This is a genomic window from Deinococcus misasensis DSM 22328 (genome assembly GCF_000745915.1).
GTDB classification, from domain to species: domain Bacteria; phylum Deinococcota; class Deinococci; order Deinococcales; family Deinococcaceae; genus Deinococcus_C; species Deinococcus_C misasensis.
This window is the reverse complement of the sequence record NZ_JQKG01000003.1, coordinates 112,139-134,371: the sequence shown is the minus strand read 5'-3', so window position 1 is coordinate 134,371 and position 22,233 is coordinate 112,139. Positions and strand designations below refer to the sequence as shown.

The window sequence follows — 22,233 nt, the reverse complement described above, 5'->3', positions numbered from 1 at the left end:
GTCAGATGCTTTATAACAGAAACGTGGAACTCACCCGCAAGAAAACCATCGTGACCGGAGCAGCTTCCGGCATCGGGCAAGCGCTCATTGCAGAACTCTGCAAGCAGGACGTGCAGATTGTGGCGGTGGATGTGCGACCCATCGACCTGTCTGCTTTTGAGCACCCCGAGCGCATCACCCCTCTGGCCTTTGACCTGTCCAGACCCGAGCAGGTGGATGCCCTGTTCGAGCAGGCACTTGGCCTTCTGGGCCGGATTGATTTGTTTGTTGCCAATGCTGGATTTGCTTACTACGAGCACCTGAACCATGCCGACTGGGAGCACATGGAACGGATTTTTCAGGTGAATGTGTTTTCTGCAATCCACGCAGCCCTGAAAATGCAGGAGCTGAACCGGCACAAGCCGTACCGGGTGGTGATCACGGCTTCTGCCATGGCGTACATTCCCCTTCCAAAATATGCCCTGTACTCCTCTACCAAAGCTGCACTGCACGCTTTTGCAGACAGCCACCGCTGGCAACTGTCCGATCCCAGGTCTCTGGTGCTGGTTTATCCGATTGCCACCCGGACGGCGTTTTTTCAGCAGGCCAGCTCAAAGACCCCGGTTCCGTGGCCCAGTCAGACCCCTCAGGAAGTTGCCCGGGCCATCCTGAGAGGCATCGAAGCCGATCAGACCTCCATTTTTCCGTCGGATGTGTTTCGGGTGGGGCTCAAGCTCCGGGCGGTGCTGCCTTTTTTGCACCGCTTGATCCAGTGGCGTGAACAGGTGCGGAAGAAGTAGCCTTTCAAAAGATTTCTGATACAAAAGCAAATTTTAGTAAACAAAATCTTGCATCTACCCCTCTACACCAGATTTCATTTTCTGAGATCAGGCAATTCCTTTAGATTCACCTGAGGATGAATCCGATACGAAATTGTTACATTTGTGACTAAGCTGATCTGGGTGCACAACCCACACGGAGACCCCATGAAAAAAAATGCATTGTTCATTGCTGGCCTGCTGCTCCTCGCCTCCTGCGGAAGCCAAGTCCCCCAGAACCAGAGCCCTGAAAACACCGGTGTTGCCGCGCAAGGCTACAACCAGTGCGCCTCACAATGGGTGCCCTCTGGCTCGGTGGTCACCAGTTACTTCTACAGCGCTGCCTGCGGAAGTGGATTCACCAAGAACACCTACACCATCGAAAACCTGAGTGGCCTGAGCAGCTTCAACGGGGCTTGCAGCCTGAGCCTGCCCCCCTCTGGATGGGTGATCACCAGCTACTTCTACGCCTCCCAGTGCAGCACCCAGAACGCAGGCTTCGAGAAAAACGCCTACAACCTGGTGAACACCGCTTACAACACCCAGATCAACGGGGTGTGCAACATCTCCAGCATTCCATTCAACTGGAGCATCACCAGTTCTTACTACTCCTCGGCTTGCGCGACCCAGAACTCCGGGTTCCAGAGCAACACCTACAACATCCGCAAAAACTGAGCTTTCAACGCACCAGAGCCCTGAACAATCAAACTTCAGGGCTCTGGTTTTGGCTTCAAGTGGGCAACAACAAAGCAGCCACCTGCTGTTTTTCCAGTTCCAGCAGTTTTTGCTTGCGGGCTTGACCTCCGCCATAGCCGGTCAGGGTGCCATCTGCACCCATCACCCGGTGGCAGGGCACCACAATGGCGATGCGGTTTTGACCATTGGCCCGGCCCACTGCCCTGCTCGCCCCACCCTGCCCGAGCGACTCTGCCAGTTTGCCGTAGGTGGTGGTGGTCCCATAAGGAATCTGCTGCAAAGCCTCCCACACCTTCTGTTGAAAAGGGGTCGAGGGCATGCACAGCGGAACCGTGAACTGCTGCAACTTTCCAGAGAAGTACAAGGAAAGTTCTTCACGCACATGTTGCAGGTGCTTGTGGTCTCCGGGCAGAGGGGTGTAGGCGTGTTTTTCCCGCAGTTCCTGCACCTCATCGGGCAGGGCAGGGCGGTCTGTGAATTCCAGCAAGACCAATCCGGCGTCTTCGGCCATGGCCACCATGGGACCAAGGGGCGTCAGGATCTGGGTGTAATGCAAAACGTTCAGGGTTCTGGCATGGGCAGACGGACGACCCGTGGTGTGTTCCAGTGCAGCCCGGAAACCGCTCTCCGATTCGTAACCGTGATCGAATGCAGCAGCATCCAGTTTCTCTCCCTGCTGGATTTGCCCGAGTGCCAGCCCCAGACGGCGCGCTCTGGCATAAGTGTGAAACGTCATGCCGTGATGCTGTTTGAACCAGCGTCGCAAGGTGAGGGGGTCCAGTCCTTTTTCCTGCAAGTTCTCATCGGTCCAGCGGACCCTCGGATGGTGGTCCAACAATTTCAGGGCTTGCTGCACCACCTCTGGGGCTTCCCCTTTCACTGAAAGGGGCTGACACCGCTTGCAAGGGCGAAAACCTGCCGTGAGGGCCTCCTCTGCGGTGGCGTAAAACTGCACGTTCTCCGGGAGGGGCTTGCGGGCCGGACAGGTGGGACGGCAGAAAATGCGGGTGGTTCGCACCGCGGTGAAAAACACCCCTTCAAATGCAGGGTTGCTGTCCAGCATGGCTTTGATCATTTCTGCAACAGAAGGGAGGGGCATGGGAGGAGTCTACTGCAACCCGCCTCCACCGTCCACCGAAAAATGAACAACGAATTTTGAAACTGGGTTTCCAGCGTTTTCAAAGCATTGTCTCATCCCAGACGCAAAACCCTTGAAAACCCCTCCAACCGCAGCCACACCTGCACGAATCCCTTCGACCAGAACACAGGGCAGCGTTAGACTGAACCCACATGACTGAAATCACTGGCCTTTCTCAGAAACAATGGATTCACAGCGTTCCCACCCCCAAAAAAGCCGTTGCTTTCACCTTTGATGATGGCCCGGACCCCACCTTCACCCCAGAGTTGCTGGACATCTTCGAAGCCGTGAACGGCAAAGCCACCTTCTTCATGGTGGGCCAGCAAGCCGAAAAGCACCCTGAACTGGTGCAGACAGTGGCTCTGACCGGGCATGAAGTGGGCAACCACACCCACACGCACCCCTCTCTGCCAGAGTTGACTGATGAAGAGCAACGCACCGAATTGGAAAGCACCTCCGAGCTTCTGAAAAAGCTGATCCAGCAAGAGGTCCGGGTGTTCCGGGCCCCTTACCTTGCAGTCAACGAAACGGTTTTTCAGCACGCTGAACGGCTCGGAATGCACAGCATCTCTGCGGTCAATCTGGACGCCCGGGACTGGGCGAATCCGGGGGTGGAACACATCGTGGTCAGCACCCTTCAGAGCATGCAACCGGGCGGCATCCTGCTTTTTCACGATGGGGGCGGAGACCGGTCCCAGACTGTGGAAGCCGTGCGTTTGCTCGTGCAAGACCTGACCGAACAGGGGTATGCTCTGGTGACCGTCAGCGAACTGATGAACGGTTGGGTTTCCGACGGGATTTGAATTGAAAAAACCGCTTCACAAAATCCGGGCAATCCTCCCGAGCTTCATACACGGTCAGGACCACCATCCCAGCAGCTTCTTTGCAAAACCCGAGCACCACCTGCCTGCCCCCAAAAGTGCATCTGGAGATGTCCTTTTCGTGTCGCCATTCCCCATGCCGCAACACCCACCAGATTTCTTGCTCCAGTTCAGCTTCTGAAAGGTTCTCTGGCAAACCCCAGCGTTCCAGAGCGCGAAACAGGGCATGCCGACTGACCTCCAACACCGACGCTGGAAGGTTTTTGCGAATCTGTTTCCGGTTGACCGGACGCACCCACAAAGGTTTCGGCCAGCGTTGCCAGATGGCCCGCACGCCCAGAACCAGCACCCACACATCCCCACCCTTCACCGTCAAACCCACCGGAAACAGATTCAAAGTGTTCATGCTTTGATTTCAGCATCTGCCTGCGACAGGCAGTGACGTTTGGACTTTCTGTTGAACACCAGCCTTCATCCCGAAAGCTCTGAATTAAAGCATTTGACAGAGAAATAAGAGGTTGATGCTTGAGGTCGTGTTGTTTGAAATAGAAGGCTTCAAAAGAAGCCTTCTATTTCACTGTTAAACGCAGTAGAACTCCAAAGTCAGAGACCCGACCACACTCGTTGAACATTTGTGTGGTTCGATGGTCTGGAACACAGGGGATTCAGGTCCGCTTTTGCACCATCTTCATGAAACCTTGGGTCCCGAGAGAAAGGGACGTTTTCCCTGTGTGAAGCGACAAGGAACGCTTTATGCTGAAGTCAACGACTTTCAAGATCAACTCTGGTTCCAGCATCCTCTGGCAGACCCTGCATCCCTCATCCCGTCACCCATTTCACAGCAACTCCGGGGCCAGAGCTGCAAGTGGATTTGAAGGAGGTGCCCCATGAAAGACAACGCATCAAGGTGGATGGAACCCCTCCTCTGGACGGTTCTGGCTCTGGTGTTGCTGGGGTTGCTTTCTGCCAATGCATTGAAGGCGCAGTCCTTCTGGTTGGTTCCTCTGAGCGCTTTTCTACCCGGATTGTTGTGTCTGAGACTGCCCAAACCATGGCCTCTGGGCGGAATGGCTTTGATGCTCTGGGGGATTGGCGAGGCGGTTGCGGTGCAAGGGACGGTTCTGTTTCCCGGAGTGTTGCTTGCAGATGTGATTTTCATTGTGGGATATCTGGGCTGGATCTTGATGTTTTTGCAGGTCAAGAACACCCGTCCCCCGAGGTTGGTGTTGCTGCTCACCCTGCCGATGTTGCTGTTCACAGTGTGGTTGAATCTGTTGGTGCCCTGGACCTCAATTGCCATCATTTATCCTTTGCTGGACTGCATCATTTTGCTGGTGGCTGCTCCTGCCGCACAGGCTTTTCTGGAAGGCAAAGCCCCCCTCTCCAGAGCCGTGTGGTTGATGACCTTTTATGCTTTTGTTTTGATCGACACCTTGTATGGTCTGGAACGTTCGAACGAAAGCTGGTCTTTGACCAGCATCGGGAACCTCTCTTACGCCATGCTTTACGTGAATTGTGCGGTGGGGGTGGCCCTTGAAGCAACACGCCGAAGGCAGGACATCAAACCTTTGATTCTGGGCGTGTTCGTGGTGGTGATGGTCCGTTCTCTGGTGACCATCGAGGACAATGGAACCGTGCTCACAAAGGTGATTCTGGCAGCTTTCTTTTACATGACCTTCACGGCTCTGGCTGGGTTGGTGGTCAGTTTCGTGAACCACCAGAAGGAGGCCCAGAGCCGCTACCGCACCTATGTGAACACCTTGAAGAAGATTCTGGTGCCCTTCCAGCAGCGTTTGACCACCGGCAACCCCACACATCCAGAGTTGCAGCAGGCTTTGACGGTGCTTCAGCAAGCCATTCCCGATTTGCAGGGGGTGAAGGTGCATTCCAGAGAGCCTTTCCAGTGGGGTCAGGAAACCCTGCACTGGGTGGATCGGCAGTGTGCCCTGCCTGAAGGGGACAGCATTCCGGTGCGTTTTTACCTGAAAGACCCCCATCCTGAATCCGAGGCTCTGGAGGCTGCGCAAGACGCTCTGGAGCACCTGTTGTTCTTCGCGGACCACCATTCGGTGATGGAGCAGCAAAGCAACACCGATCCTTTGACCGGCCTGATGAACCGCCGTTCGGCTCTGGAGGCCATGCTGGGGTTGGCGCGCAAAGCCATGCAGGAAAAGCGTTCCCTTTCTGTGGTGGTGATCGATGTGGACCACTTCAAGCGGGTCAACGACACCCACGGTCACGATGTGGGAGATCGGGTGCTGTTGTTGCTGGCCCAGTTGCTGCAAAACCGTTTGCGCAGCACGGATTTGACGTTCCGCTGGGGCGGCGAGGAATTTCTGCTGGTGTTCCACGGTCTGGAACCGGCAGGTGCCCGTCAGGTCTTGTTGCGCCTCAAGGAGGATTTTCAACGCCAGTGCTTGCAGAACCTCGGGTTTGAGGTGACCTTCTCGGCAGGGGTGTTTGGTGGGGTGCTGTCCCGTCGGGAGGATGTGGAACTCTGGCGTGAACAGGCAGACCGCTTGCTGTACGAAGCCAAGCGCTCTGGCCGGAACCACATCCAGTTTGAAACCACCTGAGGCGGTCAGAAGGAAAGCTCCTCACCCTCCTGAAGTTGGCGTTCTCTGGGCTGCAACTCCAGCAGAACGTTCACGGCCACATCCCCTGAAACCTGAATTTCCCGAGGGACCTGCAAGGTGTATTTCCCCTCCCAGCTTGAGGGAAGCAGCATCTGCAACCGGTACGTCCCTTTTTTGAGGCCTCGAATCTGCACGGAACCGTCTGCAGACAGGTTTTTGCGGTGCTGTTCCTGCCCCTCCAGAACCACCACCACCTGACGCAAATCGGGGACCTCTGGCCACTCCAGCGTGTCTTGCTGCCCAGAGGGAATGGGGACCACCTGCACCTGAAGGTCAAGGGTATGGGTTTGGTACGCCCGAAATGCCAGTTGGCGGGTTTGCCCCGGTTCCAGAGTCACGCTGTAAGGCAAAGCAGGCTCGAACCGCAGACCCTGCAAAGCTTCTGGAAATTGCACCTCCAACTGGGTGGGTCCAGAGAGCAGTTCTGGAAACACAAAATGCCCCTGTGCATCGGTGGTGGTGTAAAGTCCACCCGCCTGAACCTGCACGCCCACCAGAGGTTGGCCCTGTGGGTCCAGCAAGGTGCCTTCCAGTCTCCCGAGGTTGGCTCTGGGCAGGGTATACAGGGTGATGGGCACCCTGGCAGAAACCTGCACCTGCCAGTTGGGGTTGCTTTCCAGACCAAGTTGGCCTTTCAGGGTGTACGCGCTCTGGTCGGGTTGCTGCCATGTTGCTGAAGTGCCCAGCGTCCAGTTCCCTGCAACCCAGTCTGAGGTGGACACAGAAAAACTGGCATTCCAGAGGGGTTGCTGGTACACCACATCGGATTTGAGCTGGACCTTCCAGGTGTTTTGCTGCACATCCTGTTGCAAGCCCAGAGCGCCCTGCCACCTGAAAGGACCGTTTTTGTAGGAGGTGCCCCCCTGCAACGCAAGTTGTGGCGTGTGCTGGATTTTGAACCAGTGGGGTTCATGGCGGATTTCTGCAGACCATGCCGTCTGAAATTCTCCTGCCAACCATTGACCCTGAACGGCGGCCTGCACTGTGAAATCCTGACCCCTGTAGGACCCTTTCACGTTCAGGGTGTGGTCTGAAGGGGTGTTCAGCAGGTGGTTCACTTCCAGCTGAAAAGGTTTGAGGTTCCATTCCAGACGGGTTTTCAGTTCACTTTCTTTTGCACCCAGATGTCCGGCCTGTATCCCTTGAAGGTGCATTTGCAGGTTGGCGTTGCTGTACTGGAGTTGACCCCAGAGGCTCTGGCTGCTCAGGTCCACAGAAGCTGCTGCATTCCAGTGTTCTGCACCCTGCACCGTCTGGAAAGCTGCTTCCAGCACCTTGAGGTCTGGGGCAAACAGGCCATGCAGTTTCCATTGTGGATGCTGGAGGTTCAGGTCCACCCCTCTGGTCCCGACGGTTCCAGCAAACCGCCAAAGTTCATCCAGCGGAAGCTGTACCTGCACGGCGTCCATGACCAGTGGGGTTCCAGAGAAGGTTTGCAAGGTCAGGTTGCCTGCCGTCCACTGTGCAAAGGGGGTGCTGTACTGGAGTCTCCAGCGCTGTGGCGAAACCTGCACCCGGAAATCCCCTGACCATGAAGAGGAAAGCTGGCCTTGCAGGTTCACTTCTGGTTGCAGGGTCAAACCAGAGCCAGACCCACCCACCCCAAAAGACGCGGTTCCTTTCAGGGCATGTTTCTTTTGTGAGGTGGGCAACTCAGGCAACAGCAAGGAAGTGACCGCATCGGCACGCCACACCTGTCCGTCAGGGTGGGTGGCCTGCACCACCACCTGCTGTTCACGTCCGGCCTCCACAGAAGCTGGAAAGCCCACCTGAACGGTGATTTTGCGCATTTCAAAAGGCTGCAACAGGATGTGTGACTCAGAAAGCTCCACCGCTCCTCCAAGGTCATCTCTGGCAGACAGGGAGAGGTCTTCTGGCACATTTCCTGCGTTCTCCAGCCAGAATTCCAGCAGGTAAGGACCACTTGCTCGCTCCGGGTGAGGCACGGCTTGCAGGTGAATTTGCCTTCTGGGTTGCACTTCGATTTGAACTTCAAAAGCCTGACCGTCCAGCCAGAGCTGGAGGGAATAAGTGCCAGCCAGAAGCCGCTCGGGAAGACGGAAAGACAGCAATTCGGTGGTGCTTTCCTGCCCGGAAAGTTCCACGCCCATCACAGGGAACAGCCAGTTCCAGCCCTCTGGAAGCCCAGCGGAAATGGAAACGGTGTGGGGAGCATCCTGCGGGTTGTCCAGCAGCACAGGAACGGTCAGGACACTGCGCGGTTCTGCAGTGAAGTGGTTTCGGGGCACGGAGGGTGCTGCAAGGGCCACCGAACACAGCAAACCTCCGAGCAGCAAGCGTTTCAAGGCTCACTCCTTCCAGTGGATGGTGTATTTGACCCCGCTCACATCCTGCACCCCATCGTCTGCCAGGACCATGAAGGTGTACTTGCCTGCGTCAAGGTTGTCCAGTTCAAATTCCAGCAAGGCCAGAGAACCGGGATACAGCCCTTTTTTGGGCAGAGGAATGCGCCGGATCTGGTTTCCCTGTGCATCGTAAACCTCCAGCAGGTAACTGGGGGAAATGCGACCCTCTCCAGCATTGCTGACCTGCACCGAAAAAATGGACTTCTGGGGTGCTTTTTTGAGGTTGGGGGCACCAAATTTCAGTTCGGCTCTGGCCCCTCCAAATTCGGTGATGATTTGCACGGCGGTGCGCATCACCTGACGCAATTGCAAACCCTGACTGCTGGTGGTCACCGGCACATCGGCAGGTTCCAGCATCAGGACCGACCAGAAGGTGCCTTTTCTGGGGTCCTCGGGCACCTGAATCTGGTATGGAAGGTTGATTTCCCCTCCGGCAGGCACGGTGATGGTGTCCTGAGGCAGTTTCACCCACAGGGCATTGGAACGGCTCAGGGTGCCGGGCGCAGCAAACCGGGTGCTGTTCAACTCAAACTGGTAGTCCTGCAGAAAGATTTTGAGGGTTTCCGGGGTTTTTCCGTTGTTTTTCAGCAGCAGGTTGCCGGTCAGGGTGGCCCCGGCAGTGGCGTTGTGGGTGTGGATCAGGTTGCCTTGCACACTGACCTGTGCAAAAGCCAGAGATCCGAACAACAGGAAGGTCAGCAGGTGTTTCATGGTCACCTCAAAACAGGCAGAAGGGGAATCCCCTCCTGCCTGCCTGAAAAAACATCTTTGATGAAGGGCTCTGGACTCACTCCGCAATCAGGGTGTAGGTCACGGTCAGGGCCGTGTTGGAATCAAAGCCCTTGGTGGCTGCAAAAGCGTAAGTCAGGGCTTTGGCGCTTTGCACGCTGAAACGGGGAATTCCGGTGACCAGATTCACAGCACTGGTGCCCAGAGCGGCTTCTGCTCCGGTGCCGTTCCCGGAATCGGGGGTGTAGTTCACGGTGCCTGTGACGCCATCGGGGAGGGCTGCACTCAGGGCAACAGTGATTTTGCGTGCCCCGAGGATGCTTTCATCGCTGGTTTCATAGGCCAGGGTGGGGGATCCGGTCACGGTGCCGTTGCCCAGACCGGTGAACACCACACTCACACTGCCAGAGACAGTCAGCACGTCAGACATGTTGTTTTCGACGCTCAGGCCAATGTCGCCAGTGGTGGCGGCAAAAGCGGTGCTGCCAAGGGCCAGAGCGGTCAGAAAAGCAAAGGTGTTGCGGGAAGTGGACATGTGAACCTCCTGTCGTGGTGTGCCACGACGTGAAAACGTTCCTCTGGAACCAGAGAAATCAACCAATAGCCGGTCGCACCACTTGCTCCACCTGCTCAAGGTGCCCGTATACTGAGCAGGCTTCAACGCTTCTATCAGCAGAGGATCAACCTGTGCTTGATGGCTCTATTTATACCGAAACAATGCATGTTTGTAAATGGCATTTGGCCTTAATGAAGTTGCCCTGGCAACACTTTACACATAACTATGTTTTGTAATATTTATGAAACACTTTAATCAATAAGGATGTTCTGGTGATGCCCATCCCATGACAGAACATCAAAAAACTGCAGTTTCCTGCAGCCTGAGGTGGGTGAAATTTTGTTTTCTCAATGGCCCTGAGGAGGTTGCAAAGGTCCTTCCAGAGGGTGCTGCACCATGCAATTCCGTCCCAGCTGTTTGGCCCGGTACAGGCACTGGTCGGCCAGTTGGATGAGGTCTGCTGCATGAAGCCATTCATGTGGGTACAAGGTGGCCACCCCCACACTGACCGTCACCGTGTCTGTGCTTTCTGAACCTTCATGGGGGAGACCCAGACGGCGCACCGCGTCCTGGATGCGTTCTGCCACCAGAGCTGCTCCATCCGTGCCTGTCTCGGGGAGGATCACCACGAATTCTTCTCCACCATAGCGGGCCACGGTGTCTGCACGGTTTCGGACGGCCCCAGAAAGTGCAGCGGCAATGTCTCTCAGGCAGTCGTCCCCTTTGAGGTGGCCGTAAAAGTCGTTGTAGCGCTTGAAGAAATCCACGTCACAGAGCAGCAAAGACAGGGGCCTCTGGTGCCTGCGGTGGATGGCCCACTGGCTTTGCAGGTGCTCATTGAAGGCTGCACGGTTGTAAATTCCGGTCAGGCCGTCCAGAAAAGCAAAGCGTTGCAGTTCGGCATTGGCAAGCTTGAGGGCTTCTTCGGCTTTGCGCCGCTCTGCAACCTCGGATTTGAGTTCACGGGTGCGCAGTTGCACCTGAATCTCCAATTCTTCGGCGTGGCCCCGCAACACCAGAACGTGCTCCAACTGCTGCAAGGCGTGGCTGAGGGTCCTGCACAGGGCTTCATCGTCAAAACGGCCCCAGATGGGCGGTTCATAAAGCAAAAAGCCATAATGCACCTCATTGACGTACAGCGGTGAACAGTAAAGCGTTCCAGAGAGCAGTTCTGCTTGCATGCTGTCTGGCAGCAGTTTCCGACTCTGGAACAGTGAGGGATCCAGAGCAGAGCGCGCCCCTGAAGCCAGAGCCACTCTGGCCAGAGGGTCAGGTCGCGGTCCGCTCTGGGCGTAAAGCACCACCATGTGGTGTTTGATGCCCACATGGTCCAGATATGCCTCCATGGCCTGAAACAGGTCTTCCTGACACTCAACAGCATAAAGTTCTGGGGCCATTTTGGAGGAATTGATGCTCAGAAGGTGGTTTCGGGAGTGCAGCATCTGCAGAACGTTCACCAGCAGGTTCTGGGCCTGATAACCGAGCACCAACCCCTGGCAGGGTTGTTCTGGGGTGTCGAGCAGGTTCATCCAATTTTGCACCCCATCGCGCCACACGTAAAACTCTTGTTCCAGATGGTTGCGGGTCAAAAGGGTCTCTTTCCAGAGGTTCAAAAACCGGGCATGCTGCTCTGGATGAGGCGCCACCTGCTGAAACACCTCAGAAAGGTGCTGCTGGACATCCAGCACCCCCTGATACAGCCTGCTCTGGACCTGTGTTGCGAGGGTGGGCAGTGCAGGTCCACAGGACTCGCGGACCACCAACTGCGGAAGCACAAAATGGTCTTCTCTGGGGGATGCCACAGACAAGTTCAGGAGCACCCGAGCAGCCTCCTCACCCTGTTCGAAAAACGGTTGCCTGACGGTGGTGAGGGCCGGGACCACATGTTTGAATTCCTCGCTGTCATCGAAGCCGACCACAGCAATGTCTTCAGGAACCCGCAAGCCAAGCTGGGTGATCGCCTGAATGACCCCTTCGGCCATCTCATCGTTGGCGCACACCACCGCCTCGAAATCCCGCGTGCGGGACAGCAAACGGGTCATTTCCTGATGGGCTCTGGACGAGGCATACTGCCCGGTGAGCACCAGAGCCTCCTGAACCGGCAAACCGTGGGCCTGCATCTCATCGCGGAACACCGCTTCACGTTCCTCGGAATCCCGGTTGCCCACGATGCCCCGCATGAACACCATTTTCTGCAAGCCACGCACCTCCAGAAGGTGCTGCATCATGTCCTGCATGGCTGGACGGTTGTTGATCAGGATGCTGGGAACCCCATGCACCTTGCGACCAATGCTCACCACCGGAAAGCCCTCAAACCGCTGAACCCATTCCTCCAGAGCGTCATCGGAGAGGTGCACCCCCAGTGCACCAGAAAGCAAAATCACCCCAATGTGCTTCTCTGGATCCACGAGGTCGTAAATGTCGTTTGCCCGACGGTACACCGGCTCAGGGCTGTCGATGTTTTGTCCAACATAAACCGTGACTGGAATCTGGAGGTCTTGAAGGGCACTTTGGACGCCTGCAATCACCGTGTTCTGGTAATGGTAAAGGGCGTTGGTGATCACAGCAACGCTTTTGATGGGGGTCATGTTGCACCTCTGTGGAACCTGCTCTCGGGTCAATGGATGTGGGGCACCTGAACTTTTTTCAAGATACAAAGGAAGTGTGGATCAAGTGTGGCATTTGGATTCAGCTTCTTGCAGAGCAAAAGCAAAAAACCCTCCTGTCGGAGGGTGAATGGAACAGCACACCATTCAGAACAAGCGCTGACCGTTGGGCACCTTGCGTTCCAGAGCCGTCAAGACCACCCTCCCCTGCTCATCCGGGAAGCCCGTCACCAGCACTTCAGAAGTGAAAGGCCCTATGCGGCGTGGTCCAAGGTTCACCACGCACACCACCTGACGGCCCAGCAAATCTTCTGCGGTGTAAAGGTCGGTGATCTGCGCACTGGAGGCTTTGACCCCGAGGTCTCCAAGGTCCACCCACACTTTCCATGCCGGTTTGCGGGCCTCGGGGAAAGCTTCAACCCGAACGATGGTGCCTGCACGAAGGTCCACTTTCTGAAAGTCATCAAAGGAAATGTTGGGGTTGCTCATGCCTTTTCATGATGCCATGCCAGAGCGAATCCCCGCTCTGGTCAGAGGGGTCAGAAAACGCAGTACCGATGGCCAGAGGTCTGCCATCAGCAAATGACCTGCCCCTGAAACTTCATGGGTTTCAGCGTTGGGTAAGCTTTTTTGCCACCACTCTGCATGTAACAAACCGATGATGGGGTCAGACGTGCCATAAAAAAGCTGGACAGGCACCTGCACCTGTTCAGGCGAGAAGCCCCAGGGCTGCATCATGTAGCCTGCGATGTCTGCCACCATGCCCTGAAAACCCTGCTCGAAGGCCATGTGCAACATGTGCTCCAGCGCTTTTTTCGCCTCCGGTCTGGAAAGAATGACATGGTCTGCTTCTGAGGCCCCAAGCATTCCCAGAGCCATTTCAGGGTTGGAGGGGTCAAAACCCTCAGAAAATTGAAAAGCCATTGCAGCATGGACCTGCTCTGAAGACATGCCTTTCATGGCTTGCATGCCCAGTAAAATCTCCTCTGGGACCCATTTGACCGCTTCATCGGGTGCAGGGGTGGCAACCACGGCCACATGCTGAACAAGGTCAGGGTGTCTGGCAGACAAAGCAAGGGCCACCCGGCCTCCAGCAGACCATCCCAGAGCACCCACTGCTGAAATGCCCTCCATGCGAAGCATTTCAGCAATGTCGTCTGCTGCACCTCCCACCGTGGCCCAATCTCCAGAGACAACCGGATCGGACTGACCGTAACCGGGGCGGTCCACACCGATCAGTTTCACATCCATGTCTTGCAGCAGGGCAAGCTCTGGGCTGTACTGCCCTGAACCGGGGGCAGGATGGCAGAACACCACCGTATGGCGACCTGCGGGATTGTGAATGTGAAAAGCCACTTTGCGTCCTGATGCGGTTTTGAAACTTCTGGTTTGCATGGTTTGCCTCCTTGCTGGATTGCTTCTGGGTTGACTGCCTTGAAACCAGAGTAGAACCAGAAGACGACAGGACCTGTCATCTTTTTTGAGAAGGTGTCAGAATGGAGGCATGTACGACCCGAGCATGCGGGTGTTGACCGTGCTGGAAATCCTTCAAGCCCGAGAGCAGATCCGGGCTGCAGAACTGGCCTCCATCATGGAAGTCAGTGTACGCACCGTGCAACGCTATGTGGCCCGACTGCAGGACCTCGGGATTCCGGTGGTGGCGACCCGAGGCCCCGGAGCAACCTACCGCCTCCGTGCAGGGCACCGTTTGCCTCCCTTGATGTTCAATGCAGAGGAGGCGTTTCTGGTCTCTCTGGGATTGCAGGCTTTGCGCCTCTTGAACCTGCAAGATTTGGGGGCTTCCACTGCCGGGGTGCAAAGCAAAATGGAACGGGTGCTGCCTGCCAGCATCCACCAGAGGGTGCAAGAAACCCTGCCTGCTCTGGAATTCGACCTGACCCAACCCACTGGGACCATTCCGGTTTCGATGCTCACAGGGTTGGCAAATGCGGTGCATCACCATCACCCCATCCTGCTGCACCACCAGAGCCGCAAAGCCAGCGAACCCACCGTGCGCAAAGTGGATCCTCTGGGCTTGCTGCAAAAAGAGGGACGCTGGTTTCTGGCCGGGCACTGCCACCTCAGGGAAGACCTGCGCCTCTTCCGGGTGGACCGGATTCAACACATGGTGGTCCTTCCAGAGGCATTTGAAGGGCATGAAAACTTCGAATTGCAGCCCTTTGTGCAGGAGGTTCTGGCTTTTGGTGCGCAAGGGTGGACATTCGATGTGACGGTGCACCTGCCTTTCGAGCAGGTCACTTCCCGGTTGCCCCGTGCACACATGCTCATGGAGCCTCAGGGTCCTGACACCCGCCTGAGGGGAAGCATTCCAGACCTTGAGAACCTCGCTGCGATGTTGCTTTATCTGGGATGCCATGTCACGGTGCATGCCCCTCTGGAATTGATGCAGGCTTTTCAAAGCCTTGCTTCCAGAGCAATCCACCTTGCTGAAACGGCTTTTGAGGCTTCACAAGGCTCCTGATCTGAAGCACTGAACGGAAATACCAGAGGTGGTCTGTCCGAGAGGAAAATGCCGAATCCGCGCAGACCCTTCCTCTTGATGCACCTTGCTCACAAGGTGTTGACATTCCATTTGTCGGTTCTTAACAACTTTCTTTTAGCCTGATGCCACTGAAGTTTTCCCACCTGCTTCAGAAATTCAACCCTCTCTATGGAGTGAAAGATGCGCAAAAACACCTGGATCCTTTCTGGCCTGCTGGCCTTTTCGCTGCTCGGGGCGGTTTCCCTGAGCAACCTCAATTCTGCTCAGGCTGCGACCACCACCACGACCACCATCAAGTCGGATCAACAAACCGACAAGGTGGTCAAAGCGGCCAATGCTTTTCTGGCCACCCTCTCTGGCACCCAGAAAAGCAAAGTGCTCTTTGCATGGGACAACGCCACCCAGCGCAAGCAGTGGTCCAACTTCCCCACAGGCATCTTTCAACGCAACGGCATCAAGTGGGGCGACCTGAGCGAAGCCCAGAGAACCGCCCTGATGAATTTGCTGGGTTCGGTGCTCAGTGAGCAGGGCCTGACCATGGTCAAGCAGCAAATGCAGGCCGATGAGGTGCTCAAAAGCACCGATGGCGGAGGCCGTCTGGTCTTCGGGGATGCCGAGTATTACGTGTCTTTCGTGGGTACCCCGAGCAGCACCAGTCCGTGGACCTTGCAGTTCGGAGGTCACCACCTGGCCCTGAATGCCACGGTGGTGGGCAGCAACATCACTCTGGCCCCGAGCCTGACGGGTGGGCAACCGGTGCGTTACACCAGCAACGGGCAGAAAGTGGAAGTGGTGGGTCAAGAAGTCAAAGACGCTTTTGCCATGGTGAACGGTCTGAGCAGCAGTCAGAAAGCCAAAGCGGTGATCAGCACCCGTTCGATGGATCTGGTGCTGGGTCCCGGACAGGACGGCAAAACCCTGCAACCCGAGGGCTTGAAGGGCAGTGAACTGACCGATGCACAGAAAACCCAGTTTCTGGCCCTGATTCAGGACCGTCTGGGGGCACTGAACGCCAACGACCTTGCAGAGAAAATGACCACCATCAAAGCCAACCTGAACAACACCTATTTTGCATGGTACGGTCCGACCACCTCTGGGAGTGCTGCGTATTACCGGGTGACAGGTCCGACCGTGGTGATTGAGTTCTCTCCGCAAAGCATGGGGGGAGACGCCACCAACCACATCCACAGCATGTACCGCGACCCCACCAACGATTACGGGAGCAACTGGACCAAATGAGACCCTTCCCTGCACTTTCCCCTTTCACCCTCCAGAGGGTTCTGTCTGCCCTGCTCTGCTGCACCACAACCGCTCTGGCGCACCCGGTGGATGAGGTGGTGCAGGGGGCTTACCTCACCCTCACGCCGGGCACCGTGCAACTCGAACTCGACATCACCCCCGGCAGCAAAGTCGCCTCCAGTGTCCTCAAAGCCCTTGATGCCAATCAGGACGGCAAAGTTCAGGCCCAAGAAGCCCAGAGTTACGCCCGTCAGGTCCTCTCCCAGTCCACCCTCAAACTCGACGGGAAAACCACCCTCTGGACCCTCCAGAGCACCGAAATTCCACCTCTGGAGGACCTGAAACTGGGCAGTGCCACCCTCAAGATTTACGCGCAGGCCAAACGCACCGACCTTGCTGGTGTTCACTCCCTCTCTTACCTGAACCGTTACACGCCTGCCAAAAGCCAGTGGGTGGCCAATGTCTTTCTGAAACCCTCTGCACAGTGGGCATATCAGGTGGATTCTCAGAAACACAGCAATGACGGTCAAACCCTCTCTGTGCAGTACACGGTGAAAAAACCATGACTTCCCTTTATTTTTCCGCGAACCCAGAGGATTCCCAAAAATCCTCTGGTGTTCTCCTGCTGGACAGACAGGCTTTTGTTTCTTTGTTCCATGCTCTCAAACGCCTGCTGTCCCTGTGGATGCTGGTTTTCCTGTTCACAGGGGCGGCTTTCGCCCACCAGATCACCTTCAGCCATGTGGACCTCAAACTCACTTCCTCTGGCACCACCCTGCAAGTCAAGCTTCCTGCTCTGGCTTTGCTTCACGAAACAGGTTTGCTTCCTGCTGGCACCACCTCCAGCACTTTGCAGCACACCCCTCTGGATGCAAAGGTGCAAAAAATCCTGTCTGAACTGGTGCAGTCTCGCTTGCAGGTCAATGCTTCTGGACAGAAAGTCCCTCTGACGGTCACAGAGATCCTTCCTGCTGGTGAAGATGTGCAAGTGACCCTGAGTGCCCCAACCTTACAGGGCAAACTGGAGGTCAAAGCCGACCTGTTCCCCGAGGACACCCTGCACAAAGTCTTCATGACGGTCTACAAAAATGAGGCCCTGCTGGGACAGTACGCTCTGGACCACCAGAATGCTTCTGTGGGATTCGATGCCCCCGAGCCTTTGTGGCAGGTGATTGTGACGTTCATTCGGGAGGGGATCCATCACATTTTCATTGGAGTGGACCACATCGTGTTTGTGGTGGCGTTGCTGCTCTTGGGTGGGTCTTTGCGTGCACAGGTGAAGATCATCACGGCGTTCACCGTTTCACACAGCATCACACTGGTGCTGGCTGCACTGAACATTTTGCAACCTTCCGGGACTCTGGTGGAAAGCCTGATTGCCCTGAGCATCGTGGTGGTGGGGGTGCATGACCTGCTGCACCTGAGGAAACCCGAGTCCAGAGGAAAACGGGACTTGAGGGTGTTTTTTGCATTTGGGTTCGGGTTGATTCACGGGTTTGGATTTGCCAGTGTGCTGGGAGCCTTGAACCTGCCAGAGGATCAGATGGCGTGGTCTCTGGGGGCATTCAATGTGGGTGTGGAGTTGGGTCAGGTGATGGTGTTGCTGTTGTTGATGCCTGTTCTGGGTGTACTGCACAGAAAATTGACGGCTGTGGTGTACCGGAATGCCTTGCTGGGGGTGGCCACTCTGGTGGTGGTGACAGGTGGGGTGTGGTTTGTGCAACGGGCTTTCATGGCCGGGTGATGCACAACCTTCACCCGAGCTGAATCCCAAAACCCGGATTCCTCTGGTGCCCGACCAGAAGCTGGTACACCACCGAATGGCTTGTGTCCGGTCCGTGCAGGGTGGCGTCGATGTTCACATCGTGGTAACTGCCCGAGGGCCGTGCAAAAAGCTGGTGTCCCCCTGCGGCCAGACCGATCCTCTGGGCGACCTGTCCGGCTTGCAAGTGGGCTTCGGCCATGCCCGTCACAGACTGTTGGGAGAGCAGGCGGGTGGGCGCACTGAGGAACCAGACCGAGGTGCAATACCGCGCCTGAAACCCGAGGATGGTGAACAGGTCTTGCAGGTCCGGAGGAAGAGGCCGCAAAAAGTGCAGGTTGCCATGCTGCGCCCGATACACACCGGGCTTGTGGTCTTCAGCATGCAGGACATAGACGTGTCCCTGAATGTCCGGGTGCTGCACCTCCAGAGCGGACAGCATGTCTTGCAGGCTGAGCAGGCTCTGGTCTCTGGAGAGGGGCCAGACCCCGTTGCCATCTGCGTTGCAGGCGGAACTTCTGGACAGGGTGGCTTGCAGGAAAGGCACCTTCAAGCCCTGCAAAAGAGCATTTGGGCGTTCTGCTGGGACACAGGGCAGGGTCACAAGGGGAAATTCTTCGTCTCTGGCAGGCCATTCGAAGTCCTGCACCTGAGGGTCACTGAAGGGCAGGTCAAAGGCGTTCAGGGTGGCTTGCAGTTGGGCCAGAGCATGTCCAGCGGTGAGCAGCATCAACCGACTGGCGAAGTGGCCGTACAGGTTCAGAAGGCGGGTGGGCACCCCGGAGATGATCCATCCGGGTGCAGACATGGCCTCTCCTGCGTTTTGCACCGTCTGGGCTGCCCGTGTGAGGGTGTGGCGTCTGGGGTCGTAACGGTGGGCCTGCTGACCGTCCCACCAGTTGAGTTCGATGGGGTAACGGCACCTCGGGGCGGGGGTGGCCCGGTGGATGGGGTACAGGTCGGTGGCCTCCCACCGGGTGAACCCGAGCGTGTGGTGACACAGGTTGCTGAGGTCCTGCAAAGTGAAATCACGGGCATGCGGGCTGAAACGGGACAGGGCTTCAGACAGGGTGGCCTGAGGTTTCTGGGGAGCAGGGAGCAAAATTTCTGCACCTCTGGAAGGCAGGAAACCCCGGTACGCCCCTCCTGTTTCTTCGCGGTCTGCGGTGTATTTCAGGTAGGTGTTCTGGTAATGGAGCACGTTCGCTTGCATGGGGTGCCTCCTTCAGGTGAATGGGTGAACCCGGCGGTCCGGGAGGTTCAGGGGATGGTCTCTTTGCACGCTGGCCCCATAGTGCATCGGGATGGAATGGGTGATCAGGGCACGCACGCACCGCAAATTCCAGTGGCTCAGCAAGGGGGTGGTCTGGTCCACCATGTACGTGTCCATGCCCAGAGCCTGCAATTTCAGGAGCAGTTCCGAAAGGGTGGAAACCCGTTCAGGAAGGGGCTCTGCTGGACCACCCTCAAGGCGTTTTTGCAGCTCTGGATCGGGGTAAAAGTGGGCTTTGAGGTGGTCGCTGACCTCCTCCACCCGATCAAAGTTTTCTTGCAGGTCATGGATTTTCTGAAAGTCTCTGGCCGTGAATTGCAGCCGGACAGTGAGCAACCCCAGAGCCTCCGAAAGGGCCTGCCTTGCAGCGTCCTGTGCATGAAAACCCGCTCCAGTGGTGAGGATCAGGGTGGGCTTGCCGTTGTGGTGGCCTGAAATCTGGCACATCACCACCGCAACAGGAAGGTCCCCACTCAGGTTGAACAACCGGAAGGTGTGCCCATGCCGTTCCATCACCTGCCCGAGCAGTTGGCTCTGGGGGTCGAGTTCAAGGTCCAGAACCGCAGGAACCACATCCGAAGACCACCATTTGAGGGCTGCATGGCGTTCAAGGGCCTCCAGAACGGCGTGCATCAGGGCTTCCTCGGGGGTGCTGCCCACCGCGCAACCGCTGGAATTTCCGGCCACCAGAGGAGCAAACCGGGTTTTGCTTTCGTAAAAGCACAGGCTCTGTTCCAGCCAGACCTTTTTGCCACTCAGGGCATGCTGTCCTTGCACCCAGTTTCTGGGAGCAGCAGCGTCAAAAGGCACGAAAGGAAACCCTTTCTGGTGGTACTGCTCTGGACGGTACAGCCCGAAAGAACCGGGATCCATGGCCTCAGGCAAGTCCTGAAAAGAAGCGGTGCAGGTGGGGGCACTGCTCTGGTTTTCCATCCCTGCATCGCGCTCAAGGGCTTCCAGCACCGAGAGGATGCGGGCTTTCAGGTAATGGCTGGCCCGTCCGGTGCCCATCACCTGCTGTCCGGTATGGGCTGCAGCCAGTTGGGCATGCATCATCGGTTCACTGCCCGAGAAAGGCTCCATGTGAAACCCGAGCACCATGCCCAGCGTGGGATGGATGATGCTCTGGTCCGGCAGGTCAGGCAAAGGACCTCTGGTGGTGGGGGCTTGCAGGTTCAGGAGGTCGATTTGGGGCGCAGGTTGCTCTGGGAGGGACACCACCCGTTCGATGTGGGCGGTTTTCAGGTCCATCAGAAACAGGTCCGGGCTTGGCTGGGCTTGCAACACCGTCTGGATGGCCTGCAAAGCCGGAAAATCCAGCAAGGGAGAGGCTTTGCTCTGGAACAGGGTCTGCGAACGCATGGCCCGCCTGCGAACCTGCTGTTCCTGATCTTCAGGGAAACCCACCCAGGTCCCTGTGCCCAAAAGGGCATGGCTGCGTTTGGTGGGCAGGGTGAAGGTCATTGCCCCTCCAGGGTGACCCGTCCGACCCAGAGGCCCAGAGGGAGCAATTTGGGATCGGGGGTGCCGTGCACTTGAATGGACAGGCCACCCAGCCAGTCCTGCCAATTCAGATTCTGGCCTTGAACGGCAGCAGGGAGTTGGACAGGGTGCTGGTCTGGAGCGATCTTTTCGCCTTCCAGTTGTGCTTTTGCCACACCCAGCAAAAGGGTGGTTTTGAGGGCTTCTCGCAGGTTCCGTCCTGCTGCTCGCACCTGAAAATCCGGGGTGCGGAGTTCTGCCACAGGGAGGCCAGCCACCTGAGACATCCACACCTGGATCTCGGGTTGCACCCCAAAGCGGAGGGGCAAGGTGCGGTACCAGAATTTGGCATCTGCATCGAGGTCCGTTTCAAAATCCCAGAGCATTTCCTGATCGGAAAGCTGGTGCTTGGCATGGCGCAACACCCCCAGACCTTTCCACTGGGCTTCATTCAGGCCCGCCGTTTGCCCTGCAAAACGGGACATCAAAGATCCCAGAACGGCCTGTGTGCGGGCTTCTTGCAGGGTGCCTCCGGTGAAGGTCAGGCGCACCTCAGGGTGTTCACGCAGGCGGGTGGCCCAGGTGGTCACCGGCAACTGGGGCAGGTCTTCTGGGTCGATCTGGCGCATCAGACCGCTGTGTTTGTTGAACAAGAGTTGTCCGGCCATGCTCCGTTCCAGCGTGTCGATGTCCAGAGGGGCCTCGGGGGCAGGTCGCTGAACCGGAAGCAAGGGGTGCACGGTGTCTGTGAGTTGTTCCTGACAGATCCGAACCACTTTGTGAAGGGCAGGGGTGTCTGCACCTGCCAGCACTTTGAAGGCCTCCAGAGCGGCTCTGGCCCCGGTGATGCTGTACGCAGAATAACTGTCTCGGGGTGCCGAAAAAGGTCCCATGCGTGCCCAGAGGTCTTCCTGAAGTTCCCGACCTCCAACCGGTCCAATGGTGCTGAATTCTGCGGTCAGGACCACGGGCAGCACTTTCTGTCCGTCAGCAAGGTTTTGCAGGGCTGCGCTGACCTCCTCCCAGCTTCCGATCACCACAAGCAGGTCCGAGGGCTGAACAGGGCTTTCGGTGGTCAGGGTCCAGCGGCAATCCGGGTCGAGCACCTGACGCAATTCCAGACTTTCCAGCAAAGGGGCTCGGGCAGGATCGGTTTCGGAGACCTGCACGGCACCTCGGGTCAGGCCAGCATCCCAGAGGGCTGGAGCGAACACCCTCAAGGCCGATCCCGTGCCAGTTACGGTCAGTTGCTTTTGCCGGAGGTTGAGGAAATTCTTGATGGGGGCAGGCCCGAGCGCTTCCAGATAGTCGAGGGTCGGGCGGTACAGTTCGGTCATCCATCCGGGCAGTTGCAGGCCTTCATTGAGGGCGTGGTCGCGCACGGCACCCACTTCATGGAGTTTTTGCAGCAAAGAAGACACCGCGCGTTGCTGGCTTTCCGGGACAGCACCCAGCAGGCTCTGGAGGCTGACCTGCCCATTCAGGTGCGGGCTGAGGCGTTCCAGCAAGGTCAGCATGGCTCTGGAGGGGAGCACGAAACGGCGACCATCCACCGCCACCACCGGTTGTTGTTCTTCACTGGCGAAATACACATCAGAACGGAGTTTGGGGTACTCGATCATGGCAAAC

The 22,233-nt window shown here is 57.0% G+C and carries 19 protein-coding genes and 1 riboswitch; of the genes, 8 read left to right on the top strand and 11 right to left on the bottom strand.

Annotated elements, in window-relative coordinates:
- Positions 1-23: 23 nt before the first annotated feature.
- Together Q371_RS03755 and Q371_RS03750 are read left to right on the top strand one after the other, a co-directional pair.
- Positions 24-779: an SDR family NAD(P)-dependent oxidoreductase gene (locus tag Q371_RS03755; RefSeq protein WP_034336281.1), complete on the top strand. Its 756-nt coding sequence runs from the start codon at positions 24-26 to the stop codon at positions 777-779.
- A gap of 186 nt (positions 780-965) precedes the next feature.
- On the top strand, positions 966-1,472 hold the full coding sequence (locus Q371_RS03750; RefSeq protein ID WP_034336278.1) for a hypothetical protein: 507 nt from the start codon (positions 966-968) through the stop codon (positions 1,470-1,472).
- 55 nt (positions 1,473-1,527) lie between these two features.
- On the opposite strand, the gene Q371_RS03745 is transcribed toward Q371_RS03750, so the two are convergent.
- Positions 1,528-2,592, bottom strand: coding sequence for a bifunctional transcriptional activator/DNA repair enzyme AdaA (locus tag Q371_RS03745; RefSeq protein WP_034336275.1), 1,065 nt, complete (start codon positions 2,590-2,592; stop codon positions 1,528-1,530).
- Positions 2,593-2,783: 191 nt separating this feature from the next.
- Here Q371_RS03745 and Q371_RS03740 point away from each other — a divergent pair, with 191 nt between their 5' ends.
- Positions 2,784-3,434 (top strand): polysaccharide deacetylase family protein, encoded by a 651-nt coding sequence (locus tag Q371_RS03740; RefSeq protein ID WP_034336272.1) that lies wholly within the window; start codon positions 2,784-2,786, stop codon positions 3,432-3,434.
- Here the strand turns inward: Q371_RS03740 and Q371_RS03735 are convergent.
- Entirely contained in the window at positions 3,394-3,858 is a 465-nt protein-coding gene (locus Q371_RS03735; protein WP_034336270.1) for a DUF4258 domain-containing protein, read from the bottom strand. The two genes, Q371_RS03740 and Q371_RS03735, sit on opposite strands and share 41 nt — an antisense overlap.
- Before the next feature lie 481 nt (positions 3,859-4,339).
- Here Q371_RS03735 and Q371_RS25260 point away from each other — a divergent pair, with 481 nt between their 5' ends.
- Positions 4,340-6,028 carry a GGDEF domain-containing protein gene (locus Q371_RS25260; RefSeq protein ID WP_051963164.1) on the top strand — a complete coding sequence of 563 codons (1,689 nt, stop codon included), beginning with the start codon at positions 4,340-4,342 and terminating at the stop codon, positions 6,026-6,028.
- Between the two features lie 5 nt (positions 6,029-6,033).
- Here Q371_RS25260 and Q371_RS03725 read toward each other — a convergent pair whose 3' ends face one another.
- The 6 genes from Q371_RS03725 to Q371_RS03700 all read right to left on the bottom strand — a co-directional run bounded on the left by Q371_RS03725 (position 6,034) and on the right by Q371_RS03700 (position 13,740).
- Positions 6,034-8,394, bottom strand: coding sequence for a carboxypeptidase regulatory-like domain-containing protein (locus Q371_RS03725; protein ID WP_034336267.1), 2,361 nt, complete (start codon positions 8,392-8,394; stop codon positions 6,034-6,036).
- A 3-nt stretch (positions 8,395-8,397) separates the two neighbouring features.
- Complete coding sequence (locus Q371_RS03720) at positions 8,398-9,165, bottom strand: hypothetical protein (RefSeq protein ID WP_034336264.1); 768 nt, start codon at positions 9,163-9,165, stop codon at positions 8,398-8,400.
- A gap of 76 nt (positions 9,166-9,241) precedes the next feature.
- The gene (locus Q371_RS03715) at positions 9,242-9,718 is read right to left on the bottom strand and encodes a hypothetical protein (protein WP_034336261.1); all 477 of its coding nucleotides are present in this window, start codon (positions 9,716-9,718) and stop codon (positions 9,242-9,244) included.
- A 58-nt stretch (positions 9,719-9,776) separates the two neighbouring features.
- Positions 9,777-9,860, bottom strand: a riboswitch (cyclic di-GMP riboswitch).
- 226 nt (positions 9,861-10,086) lie between these two features.
- Positions 10,087-12,327 (bottom strand): diguanylate cyclase domain-containing protein, encoded by a 2,241-nt coding sequence (locus Q371_RS25255; RefSeq protein ID WP_051963163.1) that lies wholly within the window; start codon positions 12,325-12,327, stop codon positions 10,087-10,089.
- A gap of 165 nt (positions 12,328-12,492) precedes the next feature.
- Complete coding sequence (locus Q371_RS03705) at positions 12,493-12,834, bottom strand: tRNA-binding protein (RefSeq protein ID WP_034336259.1); 342 nt, start codon at positions 12,832-12,834, stop codon at positions 12,493-12,495.
- Between the two features lie 6 nt (positions 12,835-12,840).
- Positions 12,841-13,740, bottom strand: coding sequence for an alpha/beta fold hydrolase (locus tag Q371_RS03700; protein WP_034336256.1), 900 nt, complete (start codon positions 13,738-13,740; stop codon positions 12,841-12,843).
- Positions 13,741-13,849: 109 nt separating this feature from the next.
- On the opposite strand from Q371_RS03700, the gene Q371_RS03695 reads away from it, so the two are divergent.
- The 4 genes from Q371_RS03695 to Q371_RS25250 all read left to right on the top strand — a co-directional run bounded on the left by Q371_RS03695 (position 13,850) and on the right by Q371_RS25250 (position 17,831).
- Positions 13,850-14,827, top strand: a complete 978-nt coding sequence (locus tag Q371_RS03695) for a helix-turn-helix transcriptional regulator (protein ID WP_051963162.1) — start codon at positions 13,850-13,852, stop codon at positions 14,825-14,827.
- Positions 14,828-15,028: 201 nt separating this feature from the next.
- A complete protein-coding gene (locus Q371_RS03690) occupies positions 15,029-16,087 on the top strand; it encodes a DUF3500 domain-containing protein (RefSeq protein ID WP_034336255.1) in 1,059 nt (352 codons plus the stop codon).
- The gene (locus tag Q371_RS03685) at positions 16,084-16,653 is read left to right on the top strand and encodes a hypothetical protein (RefSeq protein ID WP_034336251.1); all 570 of its coding nucleotides are present in this window, start codon (positions 16,084-16,086) and stop codon (positions 16,651-16,653) included. The genes Q371_RS03690 and Q371_RS03685 overlap by 4 nt, the downstream gene beginning before the upstream one ends.
- Positions 16,650-17,831, top strand: coding sequence for a HupE/UreJ family protein (locus tag Q371_RS25250; RefSeq protein WP_051963161.1), 1,182 nt, complete (start codon positions 16,650-16,652; stop codon positions 17,829-17,831). Before Q371_RS03685 ends, Q371_RS25250 begins: the two co-directional genes overlap by 4 nt.
- A 10-nt stretch (positions 17,832-17,841) precedes the next feature.
- On the opposite strand, the gene Q371_RS03675 is transcribed toward Q371_RS25250, so the two are convergent.
- The 3 genes from Q371_RS03675 to Q371_RS03665 are packed head-to-tail and all read right to left on the bottom strand — an operon-like array spanning position 17,842 to position 22,226.
- Positions 17,842-19,062, bottom strand: coding sequence for a nitroreductase family protein (locus Q371_RS03675; RefSeq protein WP_034336249.1), 1,221 nt, complete (start codon positions 19,060-19,062; stop codon positions 17,842-17,844).
- Positions 19,063-19,074: 12 nt separating this feature from the next.
- The gene (locus tag Q371_RS03670) at positions 19,075-20,586 is read right to left on the bottom strand and encodes a YcaO-like family protein (protein ID WP_034336246.1); all 1,512 of its coding nucleotides are present in this window, start codon (positions 20,584-20,586) and stop codon (positions 19,075-19,077) included.
- A complete protein-coding gene (locus Q371_RS03665; RefSeq protein WP_034336243.1) occupies positions 20,583-22,226 on the bottom strand; it encodes a hypothetical protein in 1,644 nt (547 codons plus the stop codon). Before Q371_RS03665 ends, Q371_RS03670 begins: the two co-directional genes overlap by 4 nt.
- Between the last annotated feature and the right edge of the window lie 7 nt (positions 22,227-22,233).

Excerpts from the sequence above, each read along its gene's own strand:
- Q371_RS03750 (WP_034336278.1), top strand. The coding sequence starts at position 966 with ATGAAAAAAAATGCATTGTTCATTGCTGGCCTGCTGCTCCTCGCCTCC.
- Q371_RS03745 (WP_034336275.1), bottom strand. The coding sequence starts at position 2,592 with ATGCCCCTCCCTTCTGTTGCAGAAATGATCAAAGCCATGCTGGACAGC.
- Q371_RS03740 (WP_034336272.1), top strand. The coding sequence starts at position 2,784 with ATGACTGAAATCACTGGCCTTTCTCAGAAACAATGGATTCACAGCGTT.
- Q371_RS03735 (WP_034336270.1), bottom strand. The coding sequence starts at position 3,858 with ATGAACACTTTGAATCTGTTTCCGGTGGGTTTGACGGTGAAGGGTGGG.
- Q371_RS25260 (WP_051963164.1), top strand. The coding sequence starts at position 4,340 with ATGAAAGACAACGCATCAAGGTGGATGGAACCCCTCCTCTGGACGGTT.
- Q371_RS03720 (WP_034336264.1), bottom strand. The coding sequence starts at position 9,165 with ATGAAACACCTGCTGACCTTCCTGTTGTTCGGATCTCTGGCTTTTGCA.
- Q371_RS03715 (WP_034336261.1), bottom strand. The coding sequence starts at position 9,718 with ATGTCCACTTCCCGCAACACCTTTGCTTTTCTGACCGCTCTGGCCCTT.
- Q371_RS25255 (WP_051963163.1), bottom strand. The coding sequence starts at position 12,327 with ATGACCCCCATCAAAAGCGTTGCTGTGATCACCAACGCCCTTTACCAT.
- Q371_RS03705 (WP_034336259.1), bottom strand. The coding sequence starts at position 12,834 with ATGAGCAACCCCAACATTTCCTTTGATGACTTTCAGAAAGTGGACCTT.
- Q371_RS03700 (WP_034336256.1), bottom strand. The coding sequence starts at position 13,740 with ATGCAAACCAGAAGTTTCAAAACCGCATCAGGACGCAAAGTGGCTTTT.
- Q371_RS03695 (WP_051963162.1), top strand. The coding sequence starts at position 13,850 with ATGTACGACCCGAGCATGCGGGTGTTGACCGTGCTGGAAATCCTTCAA.
- Q371_RS03690 (WP_034336255.1), top strand. The coding sequence starts at position 15,029 with ATGCGCAAAAACACCTGGATCCTTTCTGGCCTGCTGGCCTTTTCGCTG.
- Q371_RS03685 (WP_034336251.1), top strand. The coding sequence starts at position 16,084 with ATGAGACCCTTCCCTGCACTTTCCCCTTTCACCCTCCAGAGGGTTCTG.
- Q371_RS25250 (WP_051963161.1), top strand. The coding sequence starts at position 16,650 with ATGACTTCCCTTTATTTTTCCGCGAACCCAGAGGATTCCCAAAAATCC.
- Q371_RS03675 (WP_034336249.1), bottom strand. The coding sequence starts at position 19,062 with ATGCAAGCGAACGTGCTCCATTACCAGAACACCTACCTGAAATACACC.
- Q371_RS03670 (WP_034336246.1), bottom strand. The coding sequence starts at position 20,586 with ATGACCTTCACCCTGCCCACCAAACGCAGCCATGCCCTTTTGGGCACA.
- Q371_RS03665 (WP_034336243.1), bottom strand. The coding sequence starts at position 22,226 with ATGATCGAGTACCCCAAACTCCGTTCTGATGTGTATTTCGCCAGTGAA.